Annotated in this window: 16 protein-coding genes and 1 pseudogene; 5 read left to right on the top strand and 12 right to left on the bottom strand. The window is 68.1% G+C overall.

What is annotated here, in order from left to right:
• Positions 1 to 57: 57 nt before the first annotated feature.
• Positions 58 to 630: a SprT family zinc-dependent metalloprotease gene (locus FEJ81_RS15800; protein WP_138246194.1), complete on the bottom strand. Its 573-nt coding sequence runs from the start codon at positions 628 to 630 to the stop codon at positions 58 to 60.
• Positions 631 to 814: 184 nt separating this feature from the next.
• On the opposite strand from FEJ81_RS15800, the pseudogene FEJ81_RS15795 reads away from it, so the two are divergent.
• A pseudogene (locus tag FEJ81_RS15795) lies at positions 815 to 1,779 on the top strand (cation diffusion facilitator family transporter).
• Between the two features lie 98 nt (positions 1,780 to 1,877).
• Here FEJ81_RS15795 and FEJ81_RS15790 read toward each other — a convergent pair.
• Genes FEJ81_RS15790 through trpC form a run of 4 tightly spaced genes read right to left on the bottom strand, consistent with a single transcriptional unit; the run spans position 1,878 to position 5,739 of the window.
• A complete protein-coding gene (locus FEJ81_RS15790) occupies positions 1,878 to 2,672 on the bottom strand; it encodes a 2-amino-3,7-dideoxy-D-threo-hept-6-ulosonate synthase (RefSeq protein WP_138246193.1) in 795 nt (264 codons plus the stop codon).
• A 24-nt stretch (positions 2,673 to 2,696) separates the two neighbouring features.
• Positions 2,697 to 3,602 carry a tryptophan synthase subunit alpha gene (gene trpA / locus FEJ81_RS15785; RefSeq protein ID WP_138246192.1) on the bottom strand — a complete coding sequence of 302 codons (906 nt, stop codon included), beginning with the start codon at positions 3,600 to 3,602 and terminating at the stop codon, positions 2,697 to 2,699.
• Positions 3,599 to 4,915, bottom strand: coding sequence for a tryptophan synthase subunit beta (trpB, locus tag FEJ81_RS15780; RefSeq protein WP_138246191.1), 1,317 nt, complete (start codon positions 4,913 to 4,915; stop codon positions 3,599 to 3,601). The genes trpA and trpB overlap by 4 nt, the downstream gene beginning before the upstream one ends.
• Positions 4,912 to 5,739: an indole-3-glycerol phosphate synthase gene (gene trpC, locus FEJ81_RS15775; protein WP_138246190.1), complete on the bottom strand. Its 828-nt coding sequence runs from the start codon at positions 5,737 to 5,739 to the stop codon at positions 4,912 to 4,914. Before trpC ends, trpB begins: the two co-directional genes overlap by 4 nt.
• A 186-nt stretch (positions 5,740 to 5,925) precedes the next feature.
• On the opposite strand from trpC, the gene FEJ81_RS15770 reads away from it, so the two are divergent.
• On the top strand, positions 5,926 to 6,396 hold the full coding sequence (locus tag FEJ81_RS15770) for an MGMT family protein (protein WP_138246189.1): 471 nt from the start codon (positions 5,926 to 5,928) through the stop codon (positions 6,394 to 6,396).
• A gap of 64 nt (positions 6,397 to 6,460) precedes the next feature.
• Here the strand turns inward: FEJ81_RS15770 and FEJ81_RS15765 are convergent, their stop codons facing one another.
• From FEJ81_RS15765 to FEJ81_RS15755, 3 genes are read right to left on the bottom strand one after another with little or no spacing between them, the layout of a single operon-like run.
• Entirely contained in the window at positions 6,461 to 7,054 is a 594-nt protein-coding gene (locus FEJ81_RS15765; protein ID WP_138246188.1) for an NUDIX hydrolase, read from the bottom strand.
• Complete coding sequence (locus FEJ81_RS15760; RefSeq protein WP_138246187.1) at positions 7,051 to 7,551, bottom strand: DUF7109 family protein; 501 nt, start codon at positions 7,549 to 7,551, stop codon at positions 7,051 to 7,053. The genes FEJ81_RS15765 and FEJ81_RS15760 overlap by 4 nt, the downstream gene beginning before the upstream one ends.
• Positions 7,552 to 7,584: 33 nt before the next feature.
• Positions 7,585 to 8,733: a glycosyltransferase family protein gene (locus tag FEJ81_RS15755; RefSeq protein WP_138246186.1), complete on the bottom strand. Its 1,149-nt coding sequence runs from the start codon at positions 8,731 to 8,733 to the stop codon at positions 7,585 to 7,587.
• Between the two features lie 172 nt (positions 8,734 to 8,905).
• On the opposite strand from FEJ81_RS15755, the gene FEJ81_RS23320 reads away from it, so the two are divergent.
• Positions 8,906 to 9,076, top strand: a complete 171-nt coding sequence (locus FEJ81_RS23320) for an HVO_0758 family zinc finger protein (protein WP_006429148.1) — start codon at positions 8,906 to 8,908, stop codon at positions 9,074 to 9,076.
• Positions 9,077 to 9,167: 91 nt separating this feature from the next.
• On the top strand, positions 9,168 to 10,223 hold the full coding sequence (locus FEJ81_RS15750) for a carbohydrate kinase family protein (RefSeq protein ID WP_229504728.1): 1,056 nt from the start codon (positions 9,168 to 9,170) through the stop codon (positions 10,221 to 10,223).
• Between the two features lie 4 nt (positions 10,224 to 10,227).
• Here the strand turns inward: FEJ81_RS15750 and FEJ81_RS15745 are convergent, their stop codons facing one another.
• From FEJ81_RS15745 to FEJ81_RS15730, 4 genes are all read right to left on the bottom strand, one after another.
• On the bottom strand, positions 10,228 to 11,418 hold the full coding sequence (locus FEJ81_RS15745) for a DHH family phosphoesterase (protein ID WP_138246184.1): 1,191 nt from the start codon (positions 11,416 to 11,418) through the stop codon (positions 10,228 to 10,230).
• 64 nt (positions 11,419 to 11,482) lie between these two features.
• Positions 11,483 to 12,382, bottom strand: a complete 900-nt coding sequence (locus tag FEJ81_RS15740) for an SDR family oxidoreductase (RefSeq protein WP_138246183.1) — start codon at positions 12,380 to 12,382, stop codon at positions 11,483 to 11,485.
• 125 nt (positions 12,383 to 12,507) lie between these two features.
• Positions 12,508 to 13,779, bottom strand: coding sequence for a sulfite oxidase (locus tag FEJ81_RS15735; protein WP_138246182.1), 1,272 nt, complete (start codon positions 13,777 to 13,779; stop codon positions 12,508 to 12,510).
• 91 nt (positions 13,780 to 13,870) lie between these two features.
• Entirely contained in the window at positions 13,871 to 14,296 is a 426-nt protein-coding gene (locus tag FEJ81_RS15730) for a DUF5791 family protein (protein WP_138246181.1), read from the bottom strand.
• Positions 14,297 to 14,462: 166 nt separating this feature from the next.
• On the opposite strand from FEJ81_RS15730, the gene FEJ81_RS15725 reads away from it, so the two are divergent.
• A complete protein-coding gene (locus FEJ81_RS15725; protein ID WP_138246180.1) occupies positions 14,463 to 15,545 on the top strand; it encodes a tubulin/FtsZ family protein in 1,083 nt (360 codons plus the stop codon).
• Positions 15,546 to 15,583 lie beyond the last annotated feature (38 nt).

Here is a 15,583-nt window from a genome sequence, read left to right as displayed (position 1 = left end):
ATGGTGAGGCGAATAAGTGTTCCGCGCTCGACTCGAGTGGGTCGCGATCGACGCGTCCTACCAGTCCTCTCCGAGCGCCGCCTTCGCGCCGCCGTAGCCGCTCGCGGTCGTCCACGTTCGGCCGCTTTCCGTATGCTCGACCTCGTAGGAACCGCCACAGCCCCCACACCGGTACTGGTCCGGCGACTTCACCGGTTTCGACGCGCGGTGGCGCTTTGCCCGCCAGTCGCAGTCGGCCGCGAGACACCGGAGGACGTACCGCGGCCGCGCGAACGCCTCGCAGTAACGCGGGGCCTCGAGCGCCGCGGCCCGCTCGCGAAACCGGTCGCCGTGGCCGGACTCGCCGAACTGCTGGAACTCCCACGCGTGGACGAGCTCGTGGCGGACGATCCCCGCGAAGTCGGGCCAGTCGTACCGTTCGTAGGCCCGCCGCGCGAGCACGATCGTCGCCACCTCGCGGTCGGCGTGCCAGCGACAGAGGCCCGCGCGACGGCGCGCTCGCGCCGAGACGTCCCACTCGAGGGATGCGAGATCGATCGCCAGTTCGTGCTCATCGACGACCTCGCGGGCGTGAATCCGCGCCCGGGCGACGATTTCGTCCGCGAGCGTTAGTTCCTCGCCGTCGGTCACGGCCTCGAGGAGGGAGCGTGCCGCCGAAATTCTTCCGATCGACCCGCTCCGAGACGTGGGGCAAACTACGACGAATCACCGTGTCATTATTAACATATCCGCAAATACTTGCTAAGATTAGCATAGAAATCATCGCCTTATAGCAGCCGATTTAATAAGTCGGGTCCACTGAGTTCGACCTACGATGAGTCGCAACGAGTCGGCACACCCCCACGACGACTCACACGCCCGCGATGACCACGGCCACAGCCACGATCACGGACACGGCCACGGCGGGGAGTCGACGAGCAGTCGCAAGCTCGCCGCCGTCTCGCTGATCAACGTCGTCGGCTTCCTCGTCGAACTCGCGGGCGGGCTGGCGTTCGGGTCCGTCGCGCTCATCAGCGACGCAGTCCACATGCTGTTCGATGCGCTCGCGTACGTGATGGCCTTCGCCGCCGCCCACGTCGCCGAACGCTACGGCGAGGACGACCGCTGGTCCTATGGTCTCCACCGCCTCGAGCCCTTCGCCGCCTTCCTCAACGGCCTGTTGCTCCTGCCGATGGTCGGGTTCATCCTCTGGGAATCCTATCAGCGATTCCTCGAGCCGGTCGCCATCGGTGCCGGGCCGACGATCGCAATCGCGCTGGGCGGCCTGCTGGTCAACCTCGGCTCAGTGTACGTGCTCCACGGCGACGCGATGAGTCTCAACGAGAAGGGAGCGTTCTATCACCTGCTCGGCGACGCCGGCGGCTCGGTCGCCGTCATCGTCTCCGTGGTCGCCATCGAACTGACCGGCATCCGCGTGATCGACCCGATCGCCGCGGCGCTCATCGCCGCCGTCTCACGTGGTCCGCGATCACGGTCCTCCGTGGCAGCGGCGAGATCTTCTTCCTCAAGACGCCGCTCGAGACCGACGACATCCGATCGCATCTCACCGAAATCGACGGCGTCGACCGGGTGGACGACTTCCACGCGTGGCAGATCTGCAGCCAGATCACGGTCGCGACGGTCCACGTCGAAACGGGCGTCGAGACGATGACCGAGGCCGACGCGGTCGTCGGCCGGGTCCACGACGAACTCGCCCACCACGGCGTCGATCACGCCACCGTCGAACTCTCTCCGCGCTATGCGGACCGCGACGTGCACCTCGACACGCACTGTCACTGAGCGTCGGCCGCCGACGGGATGAATGGTGCCTGCTCGGTACAGAACGCAGCCGACGCTGTGGCAGTCCAAGCTAAACGCGACGAGAGAGAATCCGAGAATTAGGCCTCGAGCGCCAGCCCCGCTTCGGCCAGCGCCTCGTCGGTCGAAAGGTCGTCGTGGACGACGCCGGCGACCGCTCGCGCGATGGCCTCTGGGTTCTCGTGCTGGAAGATCGAGCGACCCATGGAGATCCCGGCACCGCCGGCGTCCATCACGCCGCGGACCATATCGATCGTCTCGCGGTCGGTGCCCCGCGAGCCGCCGGCGATGACGACCGGCAGTCGGGTCGATTCGACGACGTGCTGGAAGCTCTCGGCGTCGCCGCTGTACCCGGTCTTGACGATGTCAGCGCCGAGTTCCTCGGCGAGTCGAACCGCGTGACCGAGCGCTTCGGGATCCGCGGAATCGACGCCGGGGCCGCGGGCGTAGGCCATCGCGAGCACCGGAATGCCAAAGCGCTTCGCCGTTTCGGTGACCTCCGAGAGCTGACTGATCTGGTCCGGTTCGTGGTTCGAGCCGACGTTGATGTGGAAGGAGACGGCGTCGGCACCGACCCGGATAGCTTCCTCGACGGTCCCGGTCAGCCGCTTGTCCTCCTCGTCCGGCCCGATCGTGGTCGAGCCGTTGAGGTGGACGATGTAGCCTTTGTCGTTCTTGTTCTCGTGGACGCGGGGCGCGATTCCCTTCTGCGTGAGGACCGCGTCCGCACCGCCGCTGGTCACGCCGTCGATCGTCGATTCGATATCTTTCAGTCCCTGAACGGCACCCATCGTGATGCCGTGGTCCATTGGGACGATCACGTACGATCCGTCTGTCCCGATTCGTTCGAGTCGTGCGTCGATTCCTGTAGTCATTGCGGGAGTGTAGCAAGCTTGCCGTTATGGCTGTTCTGGTTCCGGTGTATCTTCGGGGTCGACCGTGATAGAGTCCGCGCCGCGGCGTGCGCCTCGCTTGAGTTCGCGGGCTTTGGCCTCGAGGCGGTCGACCGCCGCCTCGGGCGTGTCGGCGTCGGCGATTATCTCGACGAGCGCGCTGCCGACGATGACGCCGTCGGCACCCGCCTCGATGATTTCGGCGGCGTGGTCGCCCTCGCTGACGCCGAAGCCGACGGCCTTGGGCACATCGTACTCGGACAGCCGCGCGAGGCTGTCGTGGGTCGCACCCGAGACGTTCGCACGCGCGCCCGTCGTCCCGAGGCGGGCCTGCACGTAGGCAAAGCCCGAGACGTGGGACATGATGGTCTCGAGGCGCTCGCCCTCGGTCGTCGGCGCGATGATGAAGACGAGATCGAGCCCGTGGTCGTCACAGGCCGCCCGCAGCGGCTCGGCCTCCTCGGCGGGGAGGTCGGGGACGATGATACCCGAGAGGCCGGCCTCCGCAGCCCGTTCGACGAAGGGCCTCACGTCGGGTTCGTTCCGCGGCGAAGCCGCGTCACTATCCGAGGCGCGCGGCGCCTCGCTCACCCCATACTGGAGGATCATATTGTAGTACGTCATCACCAGCAGCGGTGCCTCGGTCTCGAGGTCGTCGACCAACTCGAAGAAGCCCTCGGGGGTCGTCCCGGCCGCGAGCGCGCGGTTGATCGCGGCCTGAATCGTCTGGCCCTCCGCGATCGGTTCCGAAAAGGGAAGTCCGAGTTCGATCAGGTCCGAGCCGCCGCGGTCGAGAGCCTCGACGTATGCCTTGGTGTCCTCGAGTGAGGGATCGCCCGCCGTGATGTAGGTGATCAGCGCGGGATGGTCCTCCCGAATCGCGGCCTCGATGTCGCTGTCGTACTCGCTCACTGGTCGAACACCTCCACGTCGGGTGCGGCCTCGAGATCGCGTTTCTCGGTCTCCTCGAGTACCGTTTCGAGGTCCTTGTCGCCGCGGCCGGAGACGTTGACGACGACGAGGTCGCCCAACTCGTCGGTGTGTTTCTCTAAATAGCCTAGCGCGTGACTCGACTCGAGGGCGGGGATGATCCCCTCGAGTCGCGAGAGTCGATGGAAGCCGTTGAGCGCGTCCTCGTCGTCGACGCTCGCGGGCGTGACCCGTCCCGTCTCGACGAGATGCGAGAGTTCGGGACCGACGCCGGCGTAGTCAAGTCCCGCGCTGACGCTGTGAGACTCCATGATCTGGCCGTCGGTGCTCTGGAGGAGCTTCGTCATCGCGCCGTGGAGGACGCCGTCGGTGCCCGTCGAGAGCGTCGCGGAGTTGGGTGCGACGCCCTCGCTTTCGTCGATCTCGAGGCTCGAGCCGCCGGCCTCCACCGCGTACAGATCGACCTGTTCGCGCGGCCCGTCGCCGCTCGAGCCGTCCGCGAACCGTGGGTTCGCGCAGTCGGGGACGAACGCGTGGAAGGTGCCCATCGTGTTCGAGCCGCCGCCGGCGCAGGCGACGACGCTATCGGGCAGTCGCCCCGCCTTCTCCTGGATCTGGTCGCGGATTTCGTCGCCGATGACCGCCTGAAAGTCCCGGACCATCTGCGGGAAGGGGTGCGGGCCGACGACGGAGCCGATGACGTAGTGGGTCCGCTCGACCGTGGTCGCCCAGTCGCGCATCGTCTCGTTGATCGCTTCCTTCAGCGTGCCGCTGCCGGCTTCGACCGGGTTCACCTCGGCCCCGTTCATGCGCATGCGGTAGACGTTGGGCCGCTGGCGGTTGACATCGGTCCGTCCCATGTAGATCTCGCAGGGCATGTCGAGGTGGGCCGCCGCCATCGCCGTCGCGGTGCCGTGTTGGCCCGCGCCGGTCTCGGCGATGATCCGCTCTTTGCCCATATATTTCGCGAGCAGGACCTGTCCGAGCGCGTTGTTCAGCTTGTGGGCCCCGCCGTGGACGAGATCCTCGCGCTTGAGATAGATCTCGCGGTCGTAGCGTTCGCTCAGCCGATCCGCGCGCTGGAGCGGCGTCGGCCGCCCGCCGAAATCGCGCATCCGCTCGCGGAACTCGTCCATGAAGCCGTCCTCGTTTTCGAGGACGTACCGTTCGTAGGCGTCCTCGAGTTCCTGTAGCGCCGGCATCAGGGCCTCGGGGACGTACTGGCCGCCGTAGTCCCCGAACGTGCCCGTCCGGTTGGATCGACGCTCGTCGTCTCGTTCGCGTTCCGTGCTCATGTCTGTGTGTCTCCGTCGTACTCGCTTGTCGGCTCCGGTTCCGTCGACGCCGTCGCATCCGCTCGGGTGAGCCGACGCGTGTTCTCGGTCACGTCACTGTCGCCTGCGCCGTGGTCCATGATGGCGCTGCCGACCAGCAGGGCGTCGGCACCCGCCGCGCGCATCCGTCGGACGTCCGCCGGCGACGACACGCCGCTCTCGGCGATCAGCGTCACGTCGTCCGGCACCTCGGGCGCGACCGACTCGAAGGTTTCGAGGTCGACCTCGAGTCGCCCCAGATCGCGGTTGTTCACGCCGATGATGTCGGCCCCCGCCTCGAGCGCGGTCTCGAGTTCCTCGCGGTCGTGGACCTCCACGAGGGGCTGAAAGCCGCGCTCCCGGGCGGCCGCGACGAGCGCCTCGAGATCGTCGACGAATCTGGCGATCAGCAAGAGGAGGTCCGCTTCGACGACGTCCATCCCGTATTCGTCGAGGACGAAATCCTTGCGCAACACGGGCACGTCGACGGCCTCGCGGATGCGAGTCAGGGCCTCGGGCGAGCCGCCGAAGTGGGTCGGCTCCGTGAGGACCGAAATCGCCGCCGCGCCGCCCGCGACCATCGCCTCGGCGAGTTCGACGGGATCGTCCTCACGAGCCCCGTCGGCCGTCGGACTCGTCGGTTTCACCTCCGCGATCACTGGGACTCGCCCGTCGGCCTCGGCGGCGGCCAGCGCGTCGGCCAGCGAGCGCGCGTCGACGTCGACGACGCCCTCCCCGCCCGACCGCTCCCGTGCCGCCTCGAGTATCGACTGCACCGCGGGAGCGAGCTCCGTATCGGAGTTCATTATTGTACATCGACGTACTCATATGTACATAAGGCTTGCGTCATTGCCAGCCGGTAGCGCACGCTGGGCGGCGACGGGCGATGCGAGCCCGTCCGGACCGAGGCCCGAAACTCGAGTCCGCGGCGGGAACCGCGACTCGAGCGGAGGACCGGCGGCTATTCAAGCCCGGATCGCCTACGGGCGGCTATGGAGGACGTTACGGACGCTGGAATCTACGCACGGGAATCGCCGTATCTCGATCGGTACGTCCAGCTCGGAGCCGCCAGCGGGCGGGTCCTGAGCGTTTCGTTTCCCGAGATCCCCGACGACGACGCCGGGGACGACCACGACGTGCTCGATCAGTTATTCGAGTACCTCGACGGACTCGAGCCGGTCACCTTCGACGACGTTACTGTCGCGATGACCATGCCGACCGATCAGCGGGCGGTCCTCGAGGGAGTCCGAGAGATTCCCTACGGCGATCAAGTGACCGTCGAGACGCTCGCCCGGATGACTTCGGGGCTCGATCACGAGGACGAAGACGACATCATCCTCGTCCGGACCGCGCTCGCCGAGAATCCGGCCCCGATCCTCATTCCGGACCATCGCGTGCGCGACGGCCCCAGCGCCGCGCCGCCGGACGTCGAACAGAAACTGCGCTCGCTCGAGGGGTTGTAACCGTAACGTCAGTGATTGCCGCGAGCCGCTCGTTTCCCGATGGCTCGACGCCGATTTGCGAGAATTAGAACTCCGATCGATCGACTTTCTCGGGCGCTTCGAAATCGGTCGCCAACTCGAGCAACTGCACCAGAATCCGGCCCGTCGCGCCCCAGACGGTGTAGCCGTTCACGCGGAAGTAGTGGATGACGATCTCGCCGTAGTAGGGATGTGAGCGCCGTTCGTACTCGTAGTTGTCCGGATCGAGCAGCCCCGAGAGCGGCAGCACGACGATCTCGGCGACCTCGCTGTCGTCGCGGACGTACTCTCGATCGGGGACGTGCGCGACGAAGGGCGTGACCGCGTACTCCGTGACCGTTCGGATATCGTCGAGTTGGCCGACGACTTCGGCCTCGCCGCGCTCGAGGCCGATCTCCTCGTTCGCCTCGCGGAGCGCGGTCTCGAGGATGGTGTCGTCTTCCGGTTCGGCCCCGCCGCCGGGGAAGCTCATCTGCCCGGGGTGTTCGCCGAGGTGGTCGGCCCGCCGGGTAAAGAGCAGGTGATCCTCGCCGTCGCGGTCGACGATCGGCGCGAGGACCGCCGCGTCGAACTCCTGATCGCCGATCTCGGTGGGCTCGTAGTTCGCGACCGGCTCGAGGGTCAGTCTCCGCGCCGTCATTCCTCGAGCGCGTCCTCCAGCCGCGTCCGTTCGTCCGCGAGATCGACCGGGGCCCATGCCTCGATGTCGTAACTGATGTCGATCAGGGTCCGGAGCCGCTCCGCGTCGGCCGCCGCGACGGCCTCGTCGGCGGCGTCGATCAGGCGCGTGCGGGTCGCCGCTCCCAGCGCGTCGCGGTCGAGTCGTCGGCGCTCGATATCGAGAATGTGCGGGACGTCCTCCGCGTGCTCCGGCACCGTCGGAAAGGCCGTCGGGCCGGCGACCAGCAGCGCCTCGCCGTCCGCGGTCGACGCCGCCGCGGCGTCCTCGCCGGGCTCGTACCGAACGAGCGCGAACGACTCGAGCGCCTCGTCGATCGCCGCCCCGAGGGCGTCGTCGTCGACGGACTGCCCGTCGGCGCGGTAGGCGGCCTCGGCGAGCGCCCGCTCTAACTCCGCGCGGGTCACCCCACCGAAGAGGTCGACCACGCCGGCCAGTTCGTCGGCGGTCGCGTCCATACGCGGTCCAACGGCGGGTGACGGGATTAGTCTTTAGTCTTGCGAGCGTGATCCGAGCCGCCGTTCGCGCCACGGCCGGGCCGCCGCGAGGACGTCCGCCGGCGTGAACGGGGCGTCTATCCACCGGGGGAGACGCGCGTCGGGTCCCGGCGGCGCGATCGACTCGGCGTAGCGGGCCAGTTGGTCCCGCTCGCCCGCGGGGTCGTACTCGAGCCCGTTGAACGCCGCGTCCGCGCGGTACTGGTCGATCAGTTCGTCGCCGACGGCCCGGTATCGCTCGGGTAAGGTCCCGTACTCGGGGGCGACCCCGTGTTCCTCGAGCACCCGCAGGAGTTCGGCGGCGACCTCGCGGCTCATCCCCTCGAGGCCGGCGTCGCCGGCGACGGCGCGGTGATCGTGCTCGTGGCGGCCGAGGTCGACCTGTGCGGTCCCGCCGAAGCCGGCGACCTCGTAGGCGTCGCCGAGCGTCCCGACCTCGAGGCCCCACGCTCGGGGCGCGCGGAGCCGTCGGGCGAGGCCGGCGGTCGCGGCGAACTCGCCGGCCAGCGCGTACCGGAACGCGCCGAGGTAGTCGACGATCGGCGCGTCGTGGGCGTCCGCGAGGGTCCGAAGTAGCGGTTCGTAGAACAGTCGGAAGAGGCGTCCGTAGAGCCGCCCGCGCTCGACGCGGGCGTAGTATCCCTTCGCGAAGTCGAAGTCCATCGTCAGGGGCGCGAGCAGCCGACGGACGTGGTCGGCCTCGTAGCTCCGCGCGTCGGCGTCGTGGACGACGACGGCGTCGGCGGCGTCGGCGGCGGGGCCGAGCGCGAGCCAGACGTCCCGGCCCTTGCCGAACTCGCCGCCCAGCCCCACGTCGGCGAGCAGCGCGTCGACGGCCGGCGCGTTACACCAGAGCACGCGCGTCGGCAGCGCGAACGCGTCGAGCCACTCGCGAAACGGGCCGATTCGGTCGGGCTCGGCGCGGACGGGAACGAAGACCGCGGCCGGCCCCGGCTCGAGGGACTCGAGTTCGCGAAGCACGCGTTCGGCGGCGGGACTCTCGTACTCGCGACCGGTCATCGGGACGACGACGGCCGTTTCGGCGACCGCAGCGGCGGCATCGCGGGCGAGGTCGCTCCCCGTGCCCCCGTCTCCCTCGCCGAACTCGTGGAGCGTGGCGATCCGCTCCTGGACGTACTCCATCGGTGGGGTGTTCGAGCGGACCGGTAAAACGGCCACGAATGCGGCCAGATAGGCCAACCGGCAGCGGCGAAATCGTCGCCAACGGGAGCCGACCGCGGTCGGAACGCGGGAACCGACTCGAGACTCGATAAAGCACCGGTCTTTTTCTTCCCCTCCTGCCTACAGGGCGAACATGAAATCAGTCCGGAAGGCACTCCGCGCCGGCGACCTCGAGAAGGATACCTACGATCGACTCGTCTGTGGCGAGTGCGAGAAGCCGCTGAAGACCGAAAACGACCCGGACGAGATCAAGACGGTCCGCATCTGTCCGAACTGCGGCTCCGAGTGGAAGGAGATCCGATAGGCGAATCGGCCGCGGATGCGAGCCGACGCGCCGCGACTCGAGCGGTCGTGCCGGCCGTTCCTTTTTGCCGACGAACGGCTCACTCCGGACCGTGTGCTACGACGAACTCCGCGACCGGCTCGACGGCTTCGAGACCGGGGCCGACCGGCGCGTCGTCTCGCTCCTCGACGGCAGCGTCGACCGCTGGTATACGCTCTCGGGAGCGGGCGGCGACCGCCTCGAGGCGGCCGACGCGTTCGCCGACCAGCTCGCGGACGGCGGTCGCACCTTTTCGCTCGAGCCGACCGCGGTCCGGCCCGGCGGGCAGGCGGTCAACGCGGCGACGCAGGTCCACGCGCTCGGCGAGGAAGCGGCGCTCGTCGGCCACCTCGACCATCCGGTGCTCTCCGAACTACCGTTCGAGACGCACTCGATGGGGACGCCGGCGACGATCCGGGTCGTCGAATTCGACGCGGACGAACTCCTCCTCTCGGAACCCGGGCCGGCCGAAGACTGGGGGCTCGAGGACTTGCTCGCGGTCGTCGACTGGGATCGACTCACCGGCGCGGACGCGCTCTGCTGTGCGAACTGGGTCTCGGTCCGCGGCCTCACCGCTATCTTCGACCGACTAGCGTCGGAGCCGCCGGCCGAACCGCTTCCGGTGATAGTCGATCCCGGTCCGATCGAGACCGTCGAGCCCGCGGCGCTCGCGGATTTGTTGCACGCGCTCTCGCGGGCCGATTCGGCCGCCGACTCCCTCGAGGTCGTCCTGAGCGTGAACCCGACTGAACTCGAGGCCGCCGCGTCGGCCGCCGGCGTCTCGGCTCGGAACGGGTCCGCGGAATCCGACCGGCACAGTACTCGAGATCGAGTTGCGGGGCTCCGATCGGCCACCGGACTCACCGCGGTCGTCTCCCACGGCGCGGACGCCGCTATCGGGGCGACGCGGGACGACACCGTCGCCGTCGACATGATCGATCTCGGCGAGCCCCGGCGCACGACCGGTGCCGGCGACCGGTTCTCGGCGGGGCTTGCCTGCGGGCTGGCCCGCGACTGGGGCCTCGAGACGGCGCTCGCGCTCGGCAACGCCTGTGCGGCACACTTCGTCGGAACCGGCGAGACGGCCGATCCGGCGGCGCTGCGATCGCTGCTCGAGTACGGCGACTGAGCAGTTACCGTTCGCCGGACATCGCGGAGAAGAGCCGCTGTTCGAACTCCTCGCGGCTGATCCCGTCGGAGGGGCCGATCCCGTTCATGTGATCGACCGAGAGCTGGCCGCCGCCCATCCGCGCGTGACCGCCGGCGCTCGCCATCGGGATGTCGCTGATGGCGTGGCGTAGCGTCTCGCCCATGTGAACCCGATCGTCACGCGAACGTCCGGAGAGGTGGAGCGTGCCGTCGTGTTCGCCGTAGACCACGACCGCCGTGACCCCCTCGAGGTGCATGAGTTCGTCCGCGGCTTGGGGGATCGCGTCGACGTTGCCGACCTCGCCGACGTCGCAGACCGCGAAGGGGCCTTCGACCCGCTTTTCGGTGATCGCCGTCGCCTTGACCTGTAACACGTCGTCGCTGACCTGCGGGTTGGCGATCCGGTCGAGCAGGTCCTCGTCGATGCCGGAAAACAGCGCGGCGCAGGCGTCGAATTCGGCCCGCGAACAGCCGTTGGTCAGGTGGTTCGTGTCCGACTGGATGCCGTAGAGCAGCCCCGTCGCTAACTCCTGTGATACCTGAAACCCGCTTGAGCCGTCCTCGTCGGCCATCGTCGCGCCGATATCGTTCAGGTACTCGACGATGATCGTCGACGCCGCGCCGTAGTCGGTTCGCACGTCCGTGAACTTCGTCCCGGCCCCGTTGCCCGGGTGGTGGTCGACGACCGCGATCGGCTCGACGGTCTGGGCTCCGGTGAACCCCCGCGGGGTGTTGTGATCGACCAACACCACGGGGTCCGCGGCGAGCTGTGAACTCGCCTCGATCGACTCGAGGTCCAGATCGAGGACGGTCCGGAACGCGCGATTCTCCTGATGGCGAATTTCGCCGGAGAACTGCAGCGTCGCGTCGGTCTCGACCGACGCCGCGATCCGCGCGACGCCCATCGCACACGACATGGCGTCCGGATCCGGGTTCGGGTGCATCAACACCGTCACCGCGTCGTGCCCGGCGAGGACGCGCTGGAGCCGAGCGCCCGGCGGCCGACGGAACCAGCGAATCACCCACCAGCCGCCGAGGACGAGGCCGACGACGACGAGAACGAGAAGCGAGAGAACGAGCGGCTCGAGGGACCGGACCGAGTCGCCGAGCGACTCGGCCACCAACGGGTTCGCCCCGACGAATGCACCGCCCGCCGAGGCGCGCCGATAGCTCATATCGGCAAATCAAATCCAACCACCATGAAATTTGCCCCGATTTCGCCCCGATAGGTGGGAATCCTCAGTCAGCGGACGCGTCGCGGTACGTTTCGATCGCATCGCGATAGCCCTCGCGAAAGGTGGGGTAGGCGAACTCGTAGCCGAGGCTCCGAAGTTTCTCGTTCGAGCACCGCTTGCTCGTCAGGATGCGCCGTCGCCCCGCCTCGGAGAGATCGCCGTCCTCGAGCCGTTCGGCTTTCGTCTGTTTCGGCGGCTCCGGGACGCCACATTCGTCGGCCAGCCAGTCCGCGAAGTCCCACTTCGAGGCCGGTTCGTCGTCGACTACCTGCACGACCTCGCCGCGAGCGAGATCCTCGGCGAGCAGGTATCGGACCGCACCGGCGGCGTCGTCCCGGTGGACCATGTTCAGGTACCCCTCCGTGACGGGCCCCTCGAGGTAGCGCTCGAGGCGGTACCGGCCGGGGCCGTAGAGCCCGGCGTAGCGCGCTACGGTGCCATCGAAGCCGTACTCCCCGGGCAGTTCGAGCGCGATCCGCTCGGCCTCGGCGAGCACCTCGGTCTTTTCGGTGGTCGGCTCGAGCGGCGTCTCCTCGTCGACCCAGTCGCCGTCGTGGTCGCCGTGGACGCCCGTCGAGGAGGTGTAGACGAGCCTGTCGGGGGCGTTCTCTCGCTCGCCGAAGGCCTTGATCGCCGTTTGCAGCCCGTCGACGTAGACCTCCCGTGCGGCCTCGGCACCTCGCCCGCCGCTGCTGGCCGCGAAGACGATCGCGTCGACGTCCGGGACCGAAGCGAGCCCCTCTCGGTCGGTGATGTCCGCTCGGACCGCCTCGAAGCCGGCGTCCCTGATTCGCTCGAGGCCGTCGTCCGACCGGCGAACGCCGATCGGGTCGTGGTCCCGCGCCGCGAGCTGTCGGCCCAGTTCGATGCCGACGTGCCCGCAGCCGAGAATTGCAACGTTCATACCCGTTCTCATTGTCGACCGCACATAATTTCACCGCTCGAGGGTTGGTTTCCGGGTGATACCGCGCTGTTTCTCGAGAATCCAAACTCGCTCGAGACCGCCTCGTCGGTGAGAGACGGGTGCACTCACTCGACGGTGACCTCGACCGCGTGGGGGAGAAACGCATTCTCCGCGTAACCGCCCTCGTTCCACGGGTAGTCCTCGCTGCCGTCGGCGTCCGCAGTGCCTCCGTCGGCGTCGTCAGGTTGCGAGATTTGTGCGGGCTGTCGACGCCCCTGCTCGTCCGTCGCGCGGGAGACGAGCGTGTACGAGCCCTCCTCGGGCTCCCACGGGTAGCGAAACAGCCGCCACGCGCAGTCGTAGTCAGGGCCGAAGAACGACCCCTCCGCCCAGCTATCGCCGCCGTCGGTCGAAATATCGATCGCCGTCACGTCGTCGTCGCCGGCCCACGCGACGCCGACGACCTCGATCACGCCGTCCGCACGCGGGGAGACGGTCGCGCCGTCCTCGGGGAAGCCGATCGTGGACTTGACGTTCTCGTCGAAGGTGTAGGGATGGTCGATCTCGTCGGACTCCCACTGGTCCCACGTGTCGAACGTCGAGACCGTCGCATTGGACTCCGGCTCGACCCCCTCGGGGTGGATGCGGTAGGACGACTGCTGCCAGCGAGTGTAATCGTCCCCGTCGCGGTCCGTCCACTCCGGGCCGTGGACCATCCGGTCCATCACGCGGAGTTCGGTGACCCACTTGACGCTGTTGACGCCGTACCAGCCGGGGACGAGCAACCGGACGGGCCGCCCGTGTTCGGGGGGTAACGGCTGCCCGTTGATCTCGTAGGCGAGGATGCAGTCCTCGAGGATCTTGGCCATCGGAACCGATCGGGCGAACAGGTCGTTCTCGCCGTCGACCTCGGGGCGGTCGCCGCCGACCGCGGTGAGCCACGTGCCGTCGTCGGTCGCCGCGCCGTGATCGGATAGGATCGATCGCAGCGGCGTTCCCGTCCAGAACGCGGTGCTCGCGGCTCCGTACTCCCACTGGACGCTTCCCGTCTCGGGGTCGAAGTAGCCGCGTCCGTTGCCGGCACACTCCATCGTGTGCGCGACCGCGACCGTGGGGTACTCGTCCCGAATCGCGTCCATCCCGAGGTCGTTTTCCCGATCGACCACGCCGGTCAGCGAAACCGTCCACGAGTCGACCTCGGGATCGAGCGTCTCGTTGCGGTGGCAGACGTAGTGGTCCTCGACGGGCGTGAGCCAGTTCGCGTAGGTGCTCCGGTCTGCGGCCCCGACGACCCGGTACCGATCCGCGAGGTCGGTGACGGCCTCGGTGCCGGCTTTGCGATCCAGTATCGCGTCGATCTCGCGCCGCCGGTTCTCGCTCCGCTCCGAATTCGACATGCCGTTCGGACACCGCCGACCGCGATAAATCCGTGGGGTGATATCATTCCGCACAGCGCTCGGCGGTGATCTTCGCCGCGGGTAGGACCGGCTACGGCGCGCCGTCCGCGATCACGTACTGGACGTGGACGAACTCCCCGAACGACATCGGCGCTCGGCCCTCGATCTTCTGGTGGATCTCCTTGGCGTCCAGATCGATCTCGAGTTCGCTTTCGACCGCGTCGACATCGAGGACCGCCGTCGACATCCCCAGCAGCAGGTGCTCGAGCGCCATCGTCACGATCGTCTCCGGATCGGGCGTGTCCGCCGCGAGCGCCTGCACCTGCGCCGCTTCCTCGAGCGTGAGGTCGGGCGAGTCGCCCGCCGAGAGCGCCTCGAGCGTCTCTCGCTCGAGATCGGTTTCGGCGGCCGCGTCCGCGGCCCCGCGCTGCTCGACGACCGCTGCGAGATCGTCCTCGTACTCGGCCCGGAGATCGGCGGGCGAGTCGGGGACGGTCATCCGCTGTTCGTAGAACATACCGGACACGACGGGAATACGGCAGAAAGGTATTGTGACCTTCGCCGATCGTCGGTCGGGAACGCGTTGGTCCTCCCGGAGACCGGGGTCGGACGCCCGCTCGAGCGTAAATACGGCGTATCAGATCACCGGAACGTTAAACAGGAGCCACTCACATGAGAGTGATATGAAAGTATCCCTGATCGGAGTCGGTCAGGCCGGCGGAAACGTCACCGAACGGCTCGCCCGGTTCGACGCGGACATGGGCTTCGGAGCCGTCCAAGGTGCGCTGGCCGTCAACTCCGCTGAAGCCGACCTCCAGTCCCTCCAGTTCGTCGACACGCAACTGATCGGCGCCGACCGCGTCAACGGCCACGGCGTCGGTGCCGACAACGAACTCGGCACGGAAGTGATGCAGTCGGACATCCAGCAGGTCCTGAACTCGCTGGACGGCCGCGTGAGTTCGAAATCCGAGGCGATCTTCGTGGTCGCCGGCCTCGGCGGCGGCACCGGCAGCGGCGGCGCGCCCGTGCTCGTCCATCACCTCAAACAGATCTACGACGTGCCCGTCTACGCGCTCGGCGTGTTGCCGGGCCGCAACGAAGGGGCGCTCTATCAGGCCAACGCCGGCCGCTCGCTGAAGACGCTGCTGCGGGAGGCCGACTCGACGCTGCTGATCGACAACGACTCGTGGCACGAGCAAGGCGAGAGCGTCGAGGGCGCGTTCGACACGATAAACGAGAAGATCGCGAAGCGGGTCGGCCTGCTCTTCGCCTCCGGCGAGGCCGTCGAAGGCGTCGGAGAAAGTGTCGTCGACTCGAGCGAGGTCATCAACACCCTCCGCGCGGGCGGCGTCGCAGCGCTTGGCTATGCCACCGAAATCGCGAGCGAGGATAGCAGCGAGAACATCACCACGACCATGACCGTCTCGCGGCAGGCGCTGCTGACGGGGACGAGCCTGCCGGACGCGACGGAGGCCGATTCGGCGCTGCTGGTCATCGCCGGCGATCCCGACGCGATCCCGCGCAAGGGCGTCGAGAAGGCCCGCCACTGGCTCGAGGACGAAACCGGCAGCATGCAGGTCCGCGGCGGCGACTTCCCGCTCGATAGCGACCGCCTCGGTGCGCTGGTCCTGCTCGGCGGCGCGGAGCGCTCGGATCGCATCCAGCGGTTCATGGACCGCGCCCGGGAGGCCAAGCAGGAACAGGAGACGGAATCGACCGACCACGCCGACCAGTTCGCCGATGACCGGCTCGAGAACCTCTTTTAGACCGTTCTGAACCGTCGGAAGGGCTTTTTACCTCGGGT

Source organism: Natrinema versiforme (assembly GCF_005576615.1).
GTDB classification, from domain to species: Archaea; Halobacteriota; Halobacteria; order Halobacteriales; family Natrialbaceae; genus Natrinema; species Natrinema versiforme_A.
This window is presented reverse-complemented; position numbering and strand designations above follow the sequence as displayed.